Source organism: Sphingopyxis sp. J-6 (assembly GCF_046603995.1).
GTDB lineage: Bacteria > Pseudomonadota > Alphaproteobacteria > Sphingomonadales > Sphingomonadaceae > Sphingopyxis.
The window spans coordinates 778,605-792,939 of the sequence record NZ_CP145810.1 but is presented as its reverse complement, the minus strand read 5'-3'; the positions used below and the strand labels follow the sequence as shown (position 1 = coordinate 792,939).

Annotated in this window: 13 protein-coding genes; 6 read left to right on the top strand and 7 right to left on the bottom strand. The window is 63.6% G+C overall.

Annotation, left to right across the window (positions count from 1 at the left end; all coding sequences use genetic code 11):
* Positions 1–25: 25 nt before the first annotated feature.
* Positions 26–403 (bottom strand): EthD domain-containing protein, encoded by a 378-nt coding sequence (locus V6U71_RS03945; protein WP_054586699.1) that lies wholly within the window; start codon positions 401–403, stop codon positions 26–28.
* 106 nt (positions 404–509) lie between these two features.
* Between V6U71_RS03945 and V6U71_RS03940 the strand changes: the two genes are divergently transcribed.
* On the top strand, positions 510–1,502 hold the full coding sequence (locus V6U71_RS03940; protein ID WP_411341046.1) for an NADP-dependent oxidoreductase: 993 nt from the start codon (positions 510–512) through the stop codon (positions 1,500–1,502).
* 31 nt (positions 1,503–1,533) lie between these two features.
* On the opposite strand, the gene V6U71_RS03935 is transcribed toward V6U71_RS03940, so the two are convergent.
* Entirely contained in the window at positions 1,534–2,331 is a 798-nt protein-coding gene (locus V6U71_RS03935; RefSeq protein ID WP_411341045.1) for an enoyl-CoA hydratase/isomerase family protein, read from the bottom strand.
* 140 nt (positions 2,332–2,471) lie between these two features.
* On the opposite strand from V6U71_RS03935, the gene V6U71_RS03930 reads away from it, so the two are divergent.
* Positions 2,472–3,365 (top strand): tyrosine-protein phosphatase, encoded by an 894-nt coding sequence (locus V6U71_RS03930; protein WP_411341044.1) that lies wholly within the window; start codon positions 2,472–2,474, stop codon positions 3,363–3,365.
* Positions 3,366–3,376: 11 nt separating this feature from the next.
* Here V6U71_RS03930 and V6U71_RS03925 read toward each other — a convergent pair whose 3' ends face one another.
* Entirely contained in the window at positions 3,377–4,186 is an 810-nt protein-coding gene (locus V6U71_RS03925; RefSeq protein WP_411341043.1) for an SDR family oxidoreductase, read from the bottom strand.
* 165 nt (positions 4,187–4,351) lie between these two features.
* Between V6U71_RS03925 and V6U71_RS03920 the strand changes: the two genes are divergently transcribed.
* The 3 genes from V6U71_RS03920 to V6U71_RS03910 are packed head-to-tail and all read left to right on the top strand — an operon-like array spanning position 4,352 to position 7,792.
* Positions 4,352–5,458 carry an NAD(P)-dependent alcohol dehydrogenase gene (locus V6U71_RS03920; protein WP_411341042.1) on the top strand — a complete coding sequence of 369 codons (1,107 nt, stop codon included), beginning with the start codon at positions 4,352–4,354 and terminating at the stop codon, positions 5,456–5,458.
* Between the two features lie 13 nt (positions 5,459–5,471).
* Entirely contained in the window at positions 5,472–7,022 is a 1,551-nt protein-coding gene (locus V6U71_RS03915; RefSeq protein ID WP_411341041.1) for an acyl-CoA synthetase, read from the top strand.
* Complete coding sequence (locus V6U71_RS03910) at positions 7,019–7,792, top strand: SDR family NAD(P)-dependent oxidoreductase (RefSeq protein WP_054586692.1); 774 nt, start codon at positions 7,019–7,021, stop codon at positions 7,790–7,792. Before V6U71_RS03915 ends, V6U71_RS03910 begins: the two co-directional genes overlap by 4 nt.
* Before the next feature lie 57 nt (positions 7,793–7,849).
* On the opposite strand, the gene V6U71_RS03905 is transcribed toward V6U71_RS03910, so the two are convergent.
* Positions 7,850–8,626 (bottom strand): SDR family NAD(P)-dependent oxidoreductase, encoded by a 777-nt coding sequence (locus V6U71_RS03905; RefSeq protein ID WP_054586691.1) that lies wholly within the window; start codon positions 8,624–8,626, stop codon positions 7,850–7,852.
* 34 nt (positions 8,627–8,660) lie between these two features.
* A complete protein-coding gene (locus V6U71_RS03900) occupies positions 8,661–10,988 on the bottom strand; it encodes an enoyl-CoA hydratase-related protein (RefSeq protein WP_054586690.1) in 2,328 nt (775 codons plus the stop codon).
* A gap of 204 nt (positions 10,989–11,192) precedes the next feature.
* Between V6U71_RS03900 and V6U71_RS03895 the strand changes: the two genes are divergently transcribed.
* Positions 11,193–11,696, top strand: coding sequence for a DUF3237 domain-containing protein (locus V6U71_RS03895; protein ID WP_054586689.1), 504 nt, complete (start codon positions 11,193–11,195; stop codon positions 11,694–11,696).
* A gap of 6 nt (positions 11,697–11,702) precedes the next feature.
* Here V6U71_RS03895 and V6U71_RS03890 read toward each other — a convergent pair whose 3' ends face one another.
* Positions 11,703–13,115 (bottom strand): coniferyl aldehyde dehydrogenase, encoded by a 1,413-nt coding sequence (locus V6U71_RS03890; protein WP_411342302.1) that lies wholly within the window; start codon positions 13,113–13,115, stop codon positions 11,703–11,705.
* Between the two features lie 109 nt (positions 13,116–13,224).
* Complete coding sequence (locus V6U71_RS03885; RefSeq protein ID WP_058537085.1) at positions 13,225–14,331, bottom strand: acyl-CoA dehydrogenase family protein; 1,107 nt, start codon at positions 14,329–14,331, stop codon at positions 13,225–13,227.
* Between the last annotated feature and the right edge of the window lie 4 nt (positions 14,332–14,335).

Sequence of the window (14,335 nt, the reverse complement as noted above, 5' to 3'; positions counted from 1 at the left end):
CGGCGGGCGGCGCGTTCGCCCGCCGCTATCCATTGCTGATGATGTCGTGCCCCTGAACCCAGAAGATGGGCGAGTTGGGAAGGTCGATGAACCTTTTCTCGTCGGCGAGCAGCAGCCTGCCTGCGGCGCGTCCTGCTTCGGTCATACCCGCCGCTCGCACGGCAGCCGCGCTATCGTACCAAAGCTCGGCAATACCGTCGTAGGGCGGAAGCTCGCAGCCGCGGCCAGCCAAAGCACGGGTGAGCCCGTCGTCGTCAAGGGCGTGCGACTGGACATAGCGGCGGATACCAAGCGTCTCGGCAACGCTGCGAACAAGCGGTGCATGTTGATTGAGCCAATAGTCCTGAAATTCGGACAACGTGAGAGCGGGCAACCGCCGCAGGCAGAATTTGATGGCAATCATGGTCAGACTTTCTTGTGAAAGGGTCGCCGCGCGCCCCGGATGGGAATTGGCTCTGGTCGCTGTCCCGCGCTTAAGGAGATAGGATATGAAGAACCGCCAATGGATATTGAAGCGCCGTCCGCAAGGCGCGCCTGGCGCCGCGGACCTGGAACTGCGGGAAACGCCCATAGGCCCGCTCGCGGACGGAGAGATATTGGTTCGCAACCTCTATCTTTCGCTCGATCCGACGAACCGGCTCTGGATGAGCGATCGCGACCAATATCTGCCTCCGGTCGGTGTGGGCGACGTCATGCGCGGCGGCACGATCGGCGTCGTCGAGGCTTCGCGCTCGGACCGCTTTCGCGTCGGGGACCTCGTCCTGCCATCGACCGGCGGTTGGGAGCTTTACTCGATAGCGAATGAGCGCGGATCGCGTCGTATCGCGCCGCAGGCTGGCGTTCCGCTGACGGCCTATTTGTCGGTCCTCGGGGCGACGGGACTGACGGCCTATTTCGGGCTGTTGGACATCTGCCAGCCTCGGGAAGGCGAAGTCCTGGCGGTGTCCGCGGCGGCGGGTGCCGTCGGCTCGATCGTCGGTCAGATCGGCCGCATCAAGGGCGCGCAAGTGGTCGGGATTGCCGGCGGCCCGGAAAAATGCGGCTGGCTTACCGAGACGCTGGGGTTTGATTCGGCGATCGACTATCGCAACGAGGATGTCGGTGTCGCGCTCGACCGGCTGTACCCGACAGGCATCGACATGAATTTTGAAAATGTCGGCGGCCCGATCATGGATGCCGTTTTCTCGCGTCTCCGCAAGGATGGCCGCATGGCGCTGTGCGGAATGATCTCCGCCTACAATGAGGAAGGACCAATGCCGGGGCCGCGCGACTTCGGGCGAATTCTCATGCAGCGCCTGACCGTTCGAGGCTTCATCGTGATCGATTATCTTCGCCAGGCGCCTGGAGCATTCGCCGACCTCTCGTCGTGGATTGCCGAGGGCCGGCTTGCCTGGAAGGATCATGTCGTCGACGGGCTCGAGGAGGCGGTGGCCGCGCTCGACCTGCTGTTTACAGGGGGCAACGACGGAAAGCTCGTCGTCCGGGTTTCGCCGGAGCCCTGACGCCTGACGCCTGACGCTGCGCACAGCCCCTTCATCGCATCGCTTCAAGTCCGACATCGCCTTCAGCGAACTGGAAGAGCGCCTCCGGCAGCGCCTCGCCGGTGAGGCCAAGCTCGCCAAACCGGCAAGCTTCCGCGGCCAGCCTCTCCCGGTCTTCGTCAGTGGCCGTCAGGCGCAGGATCGCGGACACCGCGGCGGTCGAACGGCCGGCGAACATGCCGGCCAATTCGAGGGCACGATCAAGCGCACACGGGACCACTTCATCGACAAGGCCGGCCGCCAGCGCCTGGCTGGCCGTCATGACGTCGCCGCGGAGCATGAGCAGGCGGGCCCGATGGCGTCCAATCAGTCGCGACAGCCGCTGCGTTCCCCCTCCGCCGGGGAAGATGTCGAGGCGAATTTCGGGAAGGCCGATCGCGGTGGCGGCGGGCGATGCGATCCGCATGGTGCAGGCAAGTGCAATTTCGAAGCCGCCGCCCATGCACAGGCCGTCGATCGCGGCGATCACCGGCTTTTCGGCGGCGTCGAGCATCGCGCCGAGTTCGGCGAATGCGCTGGTCGCAAAGGCTTGCGGATCGACGCTTCCCATGCCTACGCGTTCAAGCGAAGTTGCAATTTGCCGGACGTCGGCGTGGCGGATGAAGATGCCGTCCTGACCGCCAGTGAGAATGATCGCTCGTGTTTCGGCCGCCGCGAGGAGGGGCCTGATCGCCGCGACAAGGTCCGCCGCACCGCCGTTCGAGATGGTGCCGTGCGGCGGATTGGCGAAGCGCACGACGGCTACGTTTTCGGCGCTTTCGACCTGAACGCGAAGCGGCTTGCCTGTCATCCGCGGACCTTTTCCATTGCTGATCCGGTGAGCTAGCATCCCCCGACCGGGTTGCACAATCAATTAATCAATCACATAATAAGGCTGGGGCGGGTTCTTCCGGTCTGGCATGAGCGGGGATGGAGCCCGGGCACCGGGCGATGACGCCAAAGTCGAAGGGGATGGCGTCACATATTGGCAACCCGGGACTGTTTGATAAACGCGGCGCACGGGCGCACCTTTTTGTGGGATATCATATGACCGAGACTGTCGTGATCGAAGAGGACCGGCTGGTCGCACTTGCCGGCGGCCAGAACTTTCGGGAGGTCGGCGGCTATCCGGCCCGCGATGGCAGGGTTTTGAAGCGACGGCTGATATGGCGGTCCGCCCGGCTGGACGAGTTGACGAGCGACGATATCCGTAACGAATCGCTCGACGCGATTTCCACGATCGCAGACCTGCGCCTGGCCAGTGAGCGCGCGCTCCATCCGACCGTTCCGGCTTTTGCGGAAAAGCGCACTACCTTGGTCTGGGACGAGGGCGATATCGATCTTTCAGGCGATCAGCGGCTGTTTGCGCGCGACCTCGAGCCCGATGATTATGCCGAAGCAGTGCGGCATTTCTACCGAAGCCTGGCCGACAGGCACGCGACGCATCTTGCCAGCCTGTATCGCCACATCGCCGCGGGCAGCCTGCCGGTGCTCATCCACTGCTCGGCCGGGAAGGACCGCACCGGCATCGCCGTCGCATTATTGCTCGATCTTATCGGAATTCGCCGGGAATATATCATCGCGGACTATTGCAAGACGGCCGAACTGCTCGACTGGAAACGCCTGACCGCGAGTGCGGCGGCGGCGGGCATGCAAGGAAAGTGGATGGAACGCCTGGCGCCCGATGCGCTCGAAATCCTTATGCGCGCCGATCGCAGCTATATCGAGGCTGCCTTTCGCGAACTGGAGTGGCGGCATGGCTCGATATACAGCTTCGCGAAGGACGTCCTCGGCCTCTCGGATAGCGATCTTGGCCGGCTACAGGACAACCTCCTCGAAGTCTGACCGGTCCTTGCCTATCGCGGCGGGACAGTGAGGGCGTCTGCCGACGCGTCACCGAGCACAGAACCTCCGTCACAATCGAGAATTGCCCCGGTGATATATTTTGCATTGGGGGTGCAAAGAAATACCGCGAGATCGGCGATGTCGCGCTTGACGCCATAGTCGCGCAGCGGAATCCGTTTCTTCAACGCCGCGGTCGCAGCCTCCGATGGGGTCAGCCTGCGCATGCCTTCGGTATCGCCGATCGGCCCCGGAGCGATGGCGTTTACGCGAACGCCGGCTGGTCCCCACTCCATCGCGAGCGTCTGGGTCAGATTGTTGATCCCTGCCTTTGCCGCGCCGGCATGCGCCTGGAACATCGTCGGGCGAACGGCTTGTCCCGCCGTAATCGAGATGAGCGACGCGCCAGGTTTGCGCAAATGGTCGAATGCGGCGCGCATCACGTTGAAAGTGCCCAGAAGGTCGATGTCTATGACCGTCTTGAACGCGTTTGCGGACATGCCAATCACCGGTGCCAGAAAATTTCCAGCAGCACCGGAAACGACGAAGTCGATCTCCCCGAACCGTTCGACCGTCGCCGCGAAGGCTGCGTCCACCGCCTCGAAATCGCGAACATCTGCGGCGAACCCTATTGCGCGCGCGCCACCCGGGTCAATGCTCCTGGCGGCTGCACTCACCCGCTCGGTATCGCGGCTTATGAGGCTTATGTTCGCCCCGAGTTCGGCGAATCGCTCGGCAATCGCGAGATTGATGCCGCCTGACCCTCCGGCGACGAACAATGTCCTGTTCTTGAAAATGTCCTCACGAAACGCGTCGCCGGCCACCGTCACTCTCCCTCACACTCTTCGCCTCAGCGCCCCATCACGAGCATCAGAGAATTTCATTAGTTGATTGATTATTTTTTTGCCAATTGATAGTTCCACGCGACAAGGATTGCCGCCGCCCCTTTCGACAATGGACGAACGGCGGCGGCGCATGGGAGATGGAGCATGGCCAAGCAAGCAATCGCCGCGGTAGCCCGCACCCCGGGAGGCCGTTGGGATATCGAGGATATCATGCTCGAAGATCCGCGGCCGGGCGAGATATTGGTCCGCATCGCGGGCGTCGGCCTCTGCCATACCGACCTTGCCTTTGGCGGAAGTCTCCAGATCATGAAGGCGCCGGCGGTGCTTGGCCATGAAGGGTCGGGTATCGTCGAGCGCGTCGGCGAGGGGGTGTCGAAGGTGCGCCCTGGCGATCATGTCGTACTGACCTTCAACAGCTGCGGCGAATGCCCCCGGTGCGATGAGGGCCGGCCGGCCTATTGTGTTCGCTTCGCGCAAATGAACTATGGCGGCTGCCGAGTGGACGGAAGCCGGACGCTCTGTGTCGGCGAAGAACCCGCAAGTGCGAACTTCTTCGGCCAGTCGTCATTCGCATCCTATGCACTTGCGAATGAACGCAACACCGTCCGCGTCGACCCAGCGCTCCCGATCGAATTGCTTGGCCCGCTGGGTTGCGGTGTCCAGACGGGCGTGGGCGCGGTGATGAACTCGCTCGCCTGCCCCAAAGGCTCGTCGCTTCTTGTGATCGGCGCCGGCGCGGTGGGGCTGAGTGCGGTCCTCGGCGCCAAGGTCCAGGAATGTGCCACCATCCTCGTTGTCGAGCCGCGGGAGGAACGCCGGGCCCTGGCGCTCGAACTTGGCGCGACGCACGTCATCGATCCGGCCTCCGCCGACTTTGCGACGGCAATCCGCGAAATCGTCCCGGTCGGGGTCGATTATGCGTTCGACACGACAGGCCGGCGAGAGGTCATCGAATCCGCGATGACCGCATTGGCGCCGCGCGCGACCTTCGGACTTGTCGGAATCGCAAGCCCCGCCGACGATCGGCTGGGTCTTTCGATCAACCAGCTGGTCGGTGCGGGTCATATCGTGATGGGCATCATCGAAGGCGACAGCCTACCCGATGCGTTCATTCCCCGCATGATCGAGCTCTACAAGGCGGGAAAGCTGCCTTTCGACCGTCTCGTTCGCAGATATCCGCTATCGCAGATCAACGAAGCCATTGCCGACCAGCACGCCGGACGGTGCGTGAAGGCCGTGATGATCCCCTGAGAGGACGGACACTATGCATCCCTCGATCCATGCCCGCTCGACGCCCCACAAGCCCGCCCTGATCATGGCCGAAACGGGCGAGACGCTGCGCTATTCCGATCTCGACCGCCGCTCGAACCAGGGCGCGCAGCTATTTAGAGCCCTCGGACTGGCTCCCGGCTCGACGATCGCGATGTGCCTTCCCAATTCGCCCGCCTTTTACGAGATCGCCTGGGCTGCCCAGCGTGCAGGCCTCTACTTCGTCACCATCTCCAACAAGCTCCAGGCTGACGAAGTCGAATATATATTGCGCGACAGCGGCGCCCGGATCTTCATCATTTCGGCCGCGCAAGGCGAGGTCGCGGCGGAAATCGCGCGGCGCGACCTCGATATCGACCTGTTCGCAACAGGCGGCCGGATCGCGGGCTATCTCGATTTCGAGTCCGAACGCAGCGCAATGCCCCCAGTCCCGGTCGCCGACGAACAGGCGGGCTATGACATGCTCTATTCGTCGGGCACGACGGGACGGCCGAAAGGCATCAAGCCGAGCCCGATCTGCGGCGAGCCCATCGACAAGCCGGACTCGGTCGTCATGGTGGCGACGCAACTCTACGGCGCGTCGGCGGACAGCATCTATCTCTGCCCTGCCCCCATTTATCATGCGGCACCGCTCCGCTGGACGATGGCGATGATGCGCCTTGGCGCCACCGTCGTTCTCATGGAGCGCTTTGCCCCCGAGACGGCGCTCGCCGCCATCGCGCGATACAAGGTGACGATCGCGCAATTCGTGCCGACTCATTTCATCCGCATGCTCAAGATGCCGGAGGGCGAGCGCGCCGCCCATGACGTCTCGTCGCTGAGCACCGTGGTCCACGCCGCCGCCCCCTGCCCGGTCCCGGTCAAGGAAGCGATGATGGACTGGTTCGGTCCGATCATTCATGAATATTACAGTGGATCCGAAGGCAATGGCGGGACCTTCATCGGGCCTCAGGAGTGGCTCGCTCACAAGGGCTCGGTCGGCAGGCCCCTGACGACGAAGCTCCACATTTGCGACGAAGAAGGACAGGAGCTTCCGCCTCGGCAGGAAGGCACGATCTATTTCAGCGGCGGGCCGCGGTTCGAGTATCACAACGACGCTGCCAAGACCGACGAGTCGCGGCATGCGGAGGGATGGACGACGCTCGGCGACATCGGCTGGGTCGACGAGGAAGGCTATCTCTATCTCACCGACCGCAAGAGCTTCATGGTCATCTCGGGTGGGGTGAACATCTATCCGCAGGAGATCGAGAATCTGCTGGTGACACATCCAAAGGTCGCGGACGTCGCCGTGATCGGCGGACCGGACGAAGAGATGGGCGAGCGCGTGATCGCGGTCGTTCAGCCCGTCCACTGGTCCGACGCCGGTGACGCGCTTGCGGCTGAACTTACCGCGCTCGCGCGCGAGAAGCTCAGTCACGTCAAGGCACCTCGTCAGATCGACTTCTCGAAAGCGCTCCCCCGGCTCGACACCGGCAAGCTCTACAAACGCCTCATCCGCGACGAATATTGGGCCAGGGACAAATCTGCCGGAGCCACATCGCGATGACCGCCGCGCCGAAGGATGCCTCGCTTCTCGCGGGCCAGTCTGCGATCGTCACCGGGGCCTCGTCGGGGCTCGGCCACCGCTTTGCCAAAACGCTCGCAGCGGCGGGTGCCGCCGTTACGGTCGTCGGCCGACGTATCGAACGCCTCGAAGCGCTGGTCGCCGAGATAGAGGCGGCGGGCGGCAGAGCGACCGCCGTCGCAGCCGATGTCGCTGACCCGGGGCAAATCGTCGAGGCTGTCGATAAGGCGCAGGCGGCTTTCGGAACAACCGGGATCCTCATCAACAACGCCGGCATTCCCGATGCGCAGCTCGCAACGCGCATGCCGCTCGATCTCATCGATCGCGTGCTCGACGTGAACGTGCGTGCGCCCTTCCTCTTCGCGCGCGAGGTTGCAACGCGGCTCATCGAGGCCAGGCAACATGGGCGGATCGTCAATATAGCCTCGATAGCGGCCTTTGTGGCGCCCAGGCAGGGTGCCGCCCTTTATGCGACGAGCAAGGCTGCGGTCGTGCGGATGAGCGAAGCCCTGGCGATCGAATGGGCGCGCTTTCATATCAACGTCAATTGCATTGCCCCGGGCTCGTTCGATTCCGAGATGATGGACGGGATGCGGTCACGGACCGGCGACGCCTTTATCGGCACCTTTCCGCGCAAGCGGCTGGGTTTGCCGGAGCAACTTGATTCAAGCTTGCTCTATTTGGTGTCGCCCGCCTCGGAAGCGGTCACCGGGACGATCCTCAAGGTCGACGACGGCCAGTTTCTGCGCTGACCGGAGGCTAACGCCCCCTCCGGAGCCAAAGCGGGAGAGGCAAGTCGCAAGGATGTCTTATAGCGATTGTCCATCATCGACGGTGATGACCGTACCGGTTATCCCGAGCGATGCGTCCGAGCAGAGAAACAGCAGCGGCGCGTGGAGATCGCTCGCCGGGCGCAAGCGGGCGCGCGGAAAGGAAGCGATATAGGCCTGCCCCGCTTCACTTCCGACCATCTCCGCCGTCATCTCGGACTCGAAATAGCCAGGCTGGATGACATTCACATTGATGCCGCGCCGCGCCCATTCGCGCGCAAATGCCTTGGCCATATGGCGCGCAGCGGCCTTGGTCGCGCCGTAAACGGACGCCGCGGGCAGCGCCCGCTCGGCCGTGATAGAGCCGATGATGACGACTCGGCCATGCTCGCGCTCGCGGCTTCCCGCTGCCACGAGCCGCCGCGCTCCTTCGGTGGCGGTCAGGAAGGCGCCCCGGACGTTGACAGCGAGCAGATCGTCGACATGCGAGGCGGTGAGGTGCAGGGCGGCGTTGTCGCTCGCGATACCCGCATTGGCGACAATCGTGTCGACAGTTCCGAAAGCTGCCTCGGCTGCATCATAGGCCGCTATTGTCGAGGCTTCGTCCGTGACATCGAGGGCCACGGCGAGCGCCTCGCCGCCCTGCCCCCTGATCGCATCGACCTCTGCCTCGAGCCGGTCGACACGCCGCGCCGCAAGGACCACCTTAGCGCCGGCCTCAGCGAGCACGCGCGCAAAGCCCGCGCCAAGTCCGGACGAAGCGCCGGTCACGAGCGCCACGCGCCCGGTCAGATCAAAAGCTGTCGCCACACCCATTCCCCCTCTCCTTCCCGGCAGACCCCGAGAAAACCTATCGGCCCTTCCAGACCGGTGGCCGCTTCTGGGCGAACGCGAGCGGCCCCTCGCGCACATCGTCCGACCGGAAGAGCGCTCCGATCGCCGGATATCGCGTCTGGTTCCCATAGGCGGCCGCGAGGTCGCTTTCGTCCAGGCCTTTCATGACGGCCTCCTTGGAAGCCCGGATCGACATCGGGCTGCACGCGGCGATGTCATCGGCCCAACGCCGCGCCGCTGCGAGCAGTTCGTCTTGCGGCACCACTTCATTGACGAAGCCAAGCGACAGACCTTCAGCGGCCGATACGCGGCGGGCGGTGAGGATCATGCCCATGGCCTGCTTGAGGCCGATCTGCCGCGGCAGACGGTGGAGCCCCCCCGCAAGAGCGGCGAGGCCAACCTTGGGCTCGGGAAGAGCGAAAACGGCGCCTTCGGCCGCGATGATGAGGTCGCAGGCCAATGCAATCTCGAAGCCGCCACCCATGGCAATACCATTTACCGCGGCGATCACGGGCTTGTTGTTGTCCCAGCGCGCGGTGAGGCCGGCAAATCCCTTGGTCGGTGTCTCGAGCGGCAACCCCGCAGCCATCGACTGCGCGGTGAACTTGAGGTCATTGCCCGACGAAAAGGCTTTGTCGCCGGCCCCCGTCAGGATGGCCACCCACTGATCGGGATCAGCCTGGAAGTCGTCGAAAACCTCGGCCAGCTCCTCGTTCGCATATGGCGTCAACGCGTTCATCGCGTCGGGGCGATTGATCGTGACCAGAGTGATCGGCCCGTCGCGTTCGACGAGACAGAAGCGGTGCGGCGCCGCGCGCCGGTCGCGCTTCTCGCCTACCTCCCAAATTCGGGCGCCAAAGGCATCGATGCGAATATGGCCGGACGTGCCGATGGGATTGGCGTCGAGCGAGGAGAGGACCAAGATCGATCGATCATCGTCACGCCGTACCTTCGCGATCGTTCGCTGGCCATCTGCGGTGCGCGCGATCACGACGCCGTGGAGGACCTCGCCCTTCGGCGTATAAATGATCGTGTGCGTTTCGACGGTGGCAGCGCCCTCATAGGTCTCTGTAAATTCGGGCACGGAGCCGCGCAACGCGTCCGCCCTGGCCTGAACCGAATAGTCCGGCCTCAAAGTCTTCTCCGGTGGCCGCGTCGAGATCAACAGCGCATGATGTTTGGATACGACGCCACCCTGGCCGTAGAGAAGGCCTGTGGTTCCCTTTCCGGCCCGCATCTCCCGGACCATCGCGCAGACGCCGTGGCTCATATAATTGTTCATCGGGCCGCCAAAGAAGGTCAGCCCGCCGGTCACCGTCGGCTTGACGTCCGGCCGCAGCTTCAGCGTCTCGAGCGCCATCTTGGGCACAATCGGAAAGCAGCTGTACATTTCCGCCAGATCGATCGCGGAGGCATCGCCGCCAGCGATCTCGACTGCCTGCTCCAGAACCACGCGCTGCGCGGTCGACTGGTCATAGCGGTCGCGTTCCAGATAATCCCCGGGCTCCTGCGCTGCCGCGCCATCCCAGATATAGATCAGCCGCTCTTCGGGAATCCCGTTGGCGAGGGCCCATTCGAGGCTTGCCACGACGATCGCGGCCGCTTGGTTGACCGAAGGGTTCGCGACCATCAGCTTGGGATAGGGAAAGGCCACCAGCCGGTTGCTCTCCGAAGGCGTGCCGATCTCTGCCGCTCCCGGCGCGGAACGCAACCATGCGGTTTCATTGGACGCGGCTACCTTGGCATAGTCCGCCCAGAGTTCGGCGGCAGCGGCGCGGCCCTCGGCCGGGGTCTGCCCGCGGGCGGCTTGGAAGGCGTTCTCATAGAGCGGGTAGATATGAACGGGCGCAGTCATTCCGAGCTTTTTCGAGGCCTTGCGCATCGGAAGCGAGGCGAAGTCGACCGCGACGGTTTCCTCTTTGGGAGCGAGCGGGGTCCAGTCGAGCTTCGCCTTGGCCTTGCGCGCCTTGCCCATCGCATTGACGGCCTCACCGCCGACGATCGCGGCAACGGCGCTGTCACCCCGCGCGATACGGAGTGCTGCCTCGTGCAGGAGGCGAATAGGCGTTTCGCCGCCCATGCTGGCATTTTGGGCACGGGCGGGGCCGATCGAGAGCTTCTCGCAAAGAAGAGCTACGGGGTCGCGGTAGCGCCAGGTGACCTGTCCGACGAGATCGATCGAGTCCAGCGCGCCGAGAACGGCCGGCGTTTCCGCCGCCGCGCGGCGCAGCGCTTCTGCCATCAGCGCCACAGGTTCGAGCGCCTTGCCCGGGTCATCCGGGCGGTCCACAATCTCGCCGACGGCGATGATCACGGGCGTCTGCGCTGCTGCTGTCCCTTTCATCTCAGCTGTCTCCCATCCTTATACGACCGGCTCGCCACTTGCGCGCGCAGCGTCTTCCTAAAACCGATCGATAGGCAAGCAGACGTCAGGTGGCAAGTTAATTGGTCAATTGATTATTATCGCGGCCCGTCTTAGGATGCGACGCTGCCCGCTTCCAAACGACAGCCCGTAGCAGCCGAGCATTCCAACTTGATGGAGAAGAGCATGCACCTTGAACCCCTGCTGCGCATGCGCGTCGATCTGGGCAACCGCTATCCGATCGGACCGATACCAAAGGGTCGCCGCAACGTGTGGCAGCTGGGCGGCGGCACCGTCGAAGGCCCACGTATCAAGGGCACGGTCGCGCCTGTCGGAGGCGAGTTCGAGTTGATCGACCAGGAGGGCGTCTTTCACATCGACGTTCGGCTCGTCATCGTCACCCACGACATGGCGAACATCTTCGTCCAATATTTCGGGGTCGCCAACACGACGCCGCAGGCTGCGGCCAAATACAAGGCCGGCGAGACGGTCGATTTCGGCGAGACCTATTTTGCGACGCAGCCCCGCTTCGAAACCAGCCACGCGCGCTATTCCTGGCTGAACCATGTGATGGCGGTCGCCGAGGGTCGGGGGGACGGGAGAGCCGTCGAATATCTCATGTACCAATGCGTCCCCGATCAGTCGATTGGTCTGGCGCGCGCGGACAGCGTGTTCAAATTCGACGGCTAGCTCCTTCTACCGGGCGCCCGCTCCGATCTGCTTGTCGACGAAGGCGCGAAGCTTGGCGCCATAGGGCGGCCTGAAAAGCTTCATCGGCCCCAGATCCCTGCCGAGCTGAGTGTGGATCGCCTTGCGATGGCTGAATTCGCGAAAGCCGTCGATCCCGTGATAGGCACCCATACCCGAAGGCCCGATGCCGCCGAAAGGCAGATTTTCCTGCGCGCAATGCATGATCACGTCATTGACGCACACACCGCCCGAGGTCGTGGCATCGATGATGCGATCGCGTTCGCCCGCTTCCGATCCAAAATAGTAAAGCGCAAGCGGCCGGTCGTGCGCATTGATCTCCGCCACAACCTCCTCGGCGCTGTCATATGCAACGACCGGCAGAAGCGGCCCGAATATCTCGTCCTGCATCACCGCCATGTCGCGGGTCGCATCGAGAATGAGTGTCGGAGGTATCCGGCGATGCTCCTGCTGTTCGAACGTCTCGCCAGCGGCGTTGATCTCGACGATCGTGGCACCCTTCTCACGCGCGTCCGCGACATAGCCGCGCACGCGCTCGAAGTGCCTGTCCGATATCATGGCCGTGTAGTCAGGATTATCCTTGAGGGAGCCGAACATCGCCTCGGTCGCCTGCCGTGCCTCGGTGACAAAGCTGTCGCGTAGCCCACGAGGCACGAATATATGATCAGGCGCCAGGCATATTTGACCGGCGTTCAGGGTTTTTCCGGCCATGATCCGCGCTGCGGCGACGGGCATGTCCACGCTCGCACCGAGGATCACAGGGCTCTTCCCGCCAAGCTCGAGCGTCAGGGGCACGAGATTCTCCGCCGCAGCGCGCATCACATGCTTTGCGACCGAGCCGGCGCCGGTGAATATCAGGTGATCGAAGGGCAACGCCGCGAAGGCGGCCCCCACATCGGCACCGCCTGTCACGACCGCGACCTCGTCGGGCGCGAAATATTCGGCGATCGATTGCTGGAGCAGATCCGACGTTCGCGGCGTGAATTCCGACGGCTTGATCAGCGCCCGGTTCCCGGCGGCCAGAACGCCGGCAAGCGGAGAGAAGACGAGACCCACCGGAAAGTTCCACGGCGCAATGATGCCGATCACGCCTTTGGGCTGGAACCGGATTTCCGACCGGGCGCCGAAGAGGCCGAGCAACCTCGGTTCGACCGGCCGTCGTTCGCTGCGCATCCATTTACGCAGATTGGCCCGACAGTCGCGCAGCGCGCCAAGCGGACTCATGATGTCGGTGATAGCCGATGCATGGCGCGACCGGTTGCCGAAATCGGCATTGATTGCCTCTTCGAACCGCGCGGAATAGTCGCGAAGCAAGGCAGCACAGCGATCGAGCCGGTCAATACGCAACTCCGCGCTCGCCTGACCGTCTGCAATATGGGCCTTGCGCTGGCGCTGCAGCATCTGCTCGAGAGCAGCGCTATCGGTAGCCATCGTGTCAGCGCGTAAGCTCTTGGTCATTTTTCGTACCTTCCATAGCTTCTGAAACAGGAAGCTGACGCTTCCCCCCTGTTCACGCAGCGGCGACTACCCTGCCGATTTCACGCAGATGATAGTCCGTGTTGCCGAACAGACCGTCGATCGTGAGAATATGTTTGAGGTAATGACCGACCGGAAGCTCGTCGGTCATGCCGATGCCGCCGTGGATTTGTACGGCCCCCTGCGCGATCTCGCGCCCCAGCCTGCCAACCTGCGCCTTCAATACCGAAATATCCCGGCTCGTTGCCCGTCCGCTGTCGGCCAGCGCCGCGATATAGAGAAGCGACGCTCGCGCCTTGACATAGGCAATTTTCATATCGGCGAGCCGGTGCGCGATCGCTTGAAAGCTTCCGATCGGCCGACCGAATTGCTCGCGCGTGCCCGCGAAGTCTGCGGTGGTTGCCATCAGGACGGCCATGGCCCCGACGGCTTCGGCTGCGAGTGCGAGTCGGGCATCCGCGAGCAAGGCCTCCAGCGCCGCATCGGCGCCCGCCATGATGGCAGCCCTGTCGACCGCGACGTCATGGAGCAGGATATCCGCAACGGGCCTGCCATCGAGCGCGCGATATCGCCGCACTTCGATGCCTTCGGCATCGGCGGGCACTGCGGCCAGGCAGACCGCCTTCGTCTCCGAGAGCGCCGAGATGAGCAGCACCCCTGCTTCTCCGCCTCCAAGAACGAGCTTCTTGCTACCCCGGATGCGCGGACCGGCCTCACCTTCATAGAGTTTGGTCGACAGCGTCGAAGAGGCGCCGGTGCCGCTACCTTCCTCATGGGCGAAGGCGCCGCGCAAAGCTCCGGTGCCAATATCGGCAATCCATTGCGGCACCGGTCCCGCGGGATCGAAGCGAGCGAGCGCCCGGCCCGTGAGGATCACCGAGGGAAGCAAAGGCTCGATGACCAGATGGCGACCGAAGAGCTCCGATATCGCCACAATGTCGGAGGCCGAACCGCCCAGTCCCCCGCAGGCTTCGGGAAGCGGCATCGCGACAATCCCCATATCGACGAGTTCGCTCCAGATTCCGGTTTCCGCCTGACCAGCCATGATGCGTCGGCGCAATTCAAAGGCGTAACGCTGATCGAGCAGCCGGGAGAGGCTGTCGCGGAGCATGACCTGCTCATCGGAGAATTCGAAATTCATGGGC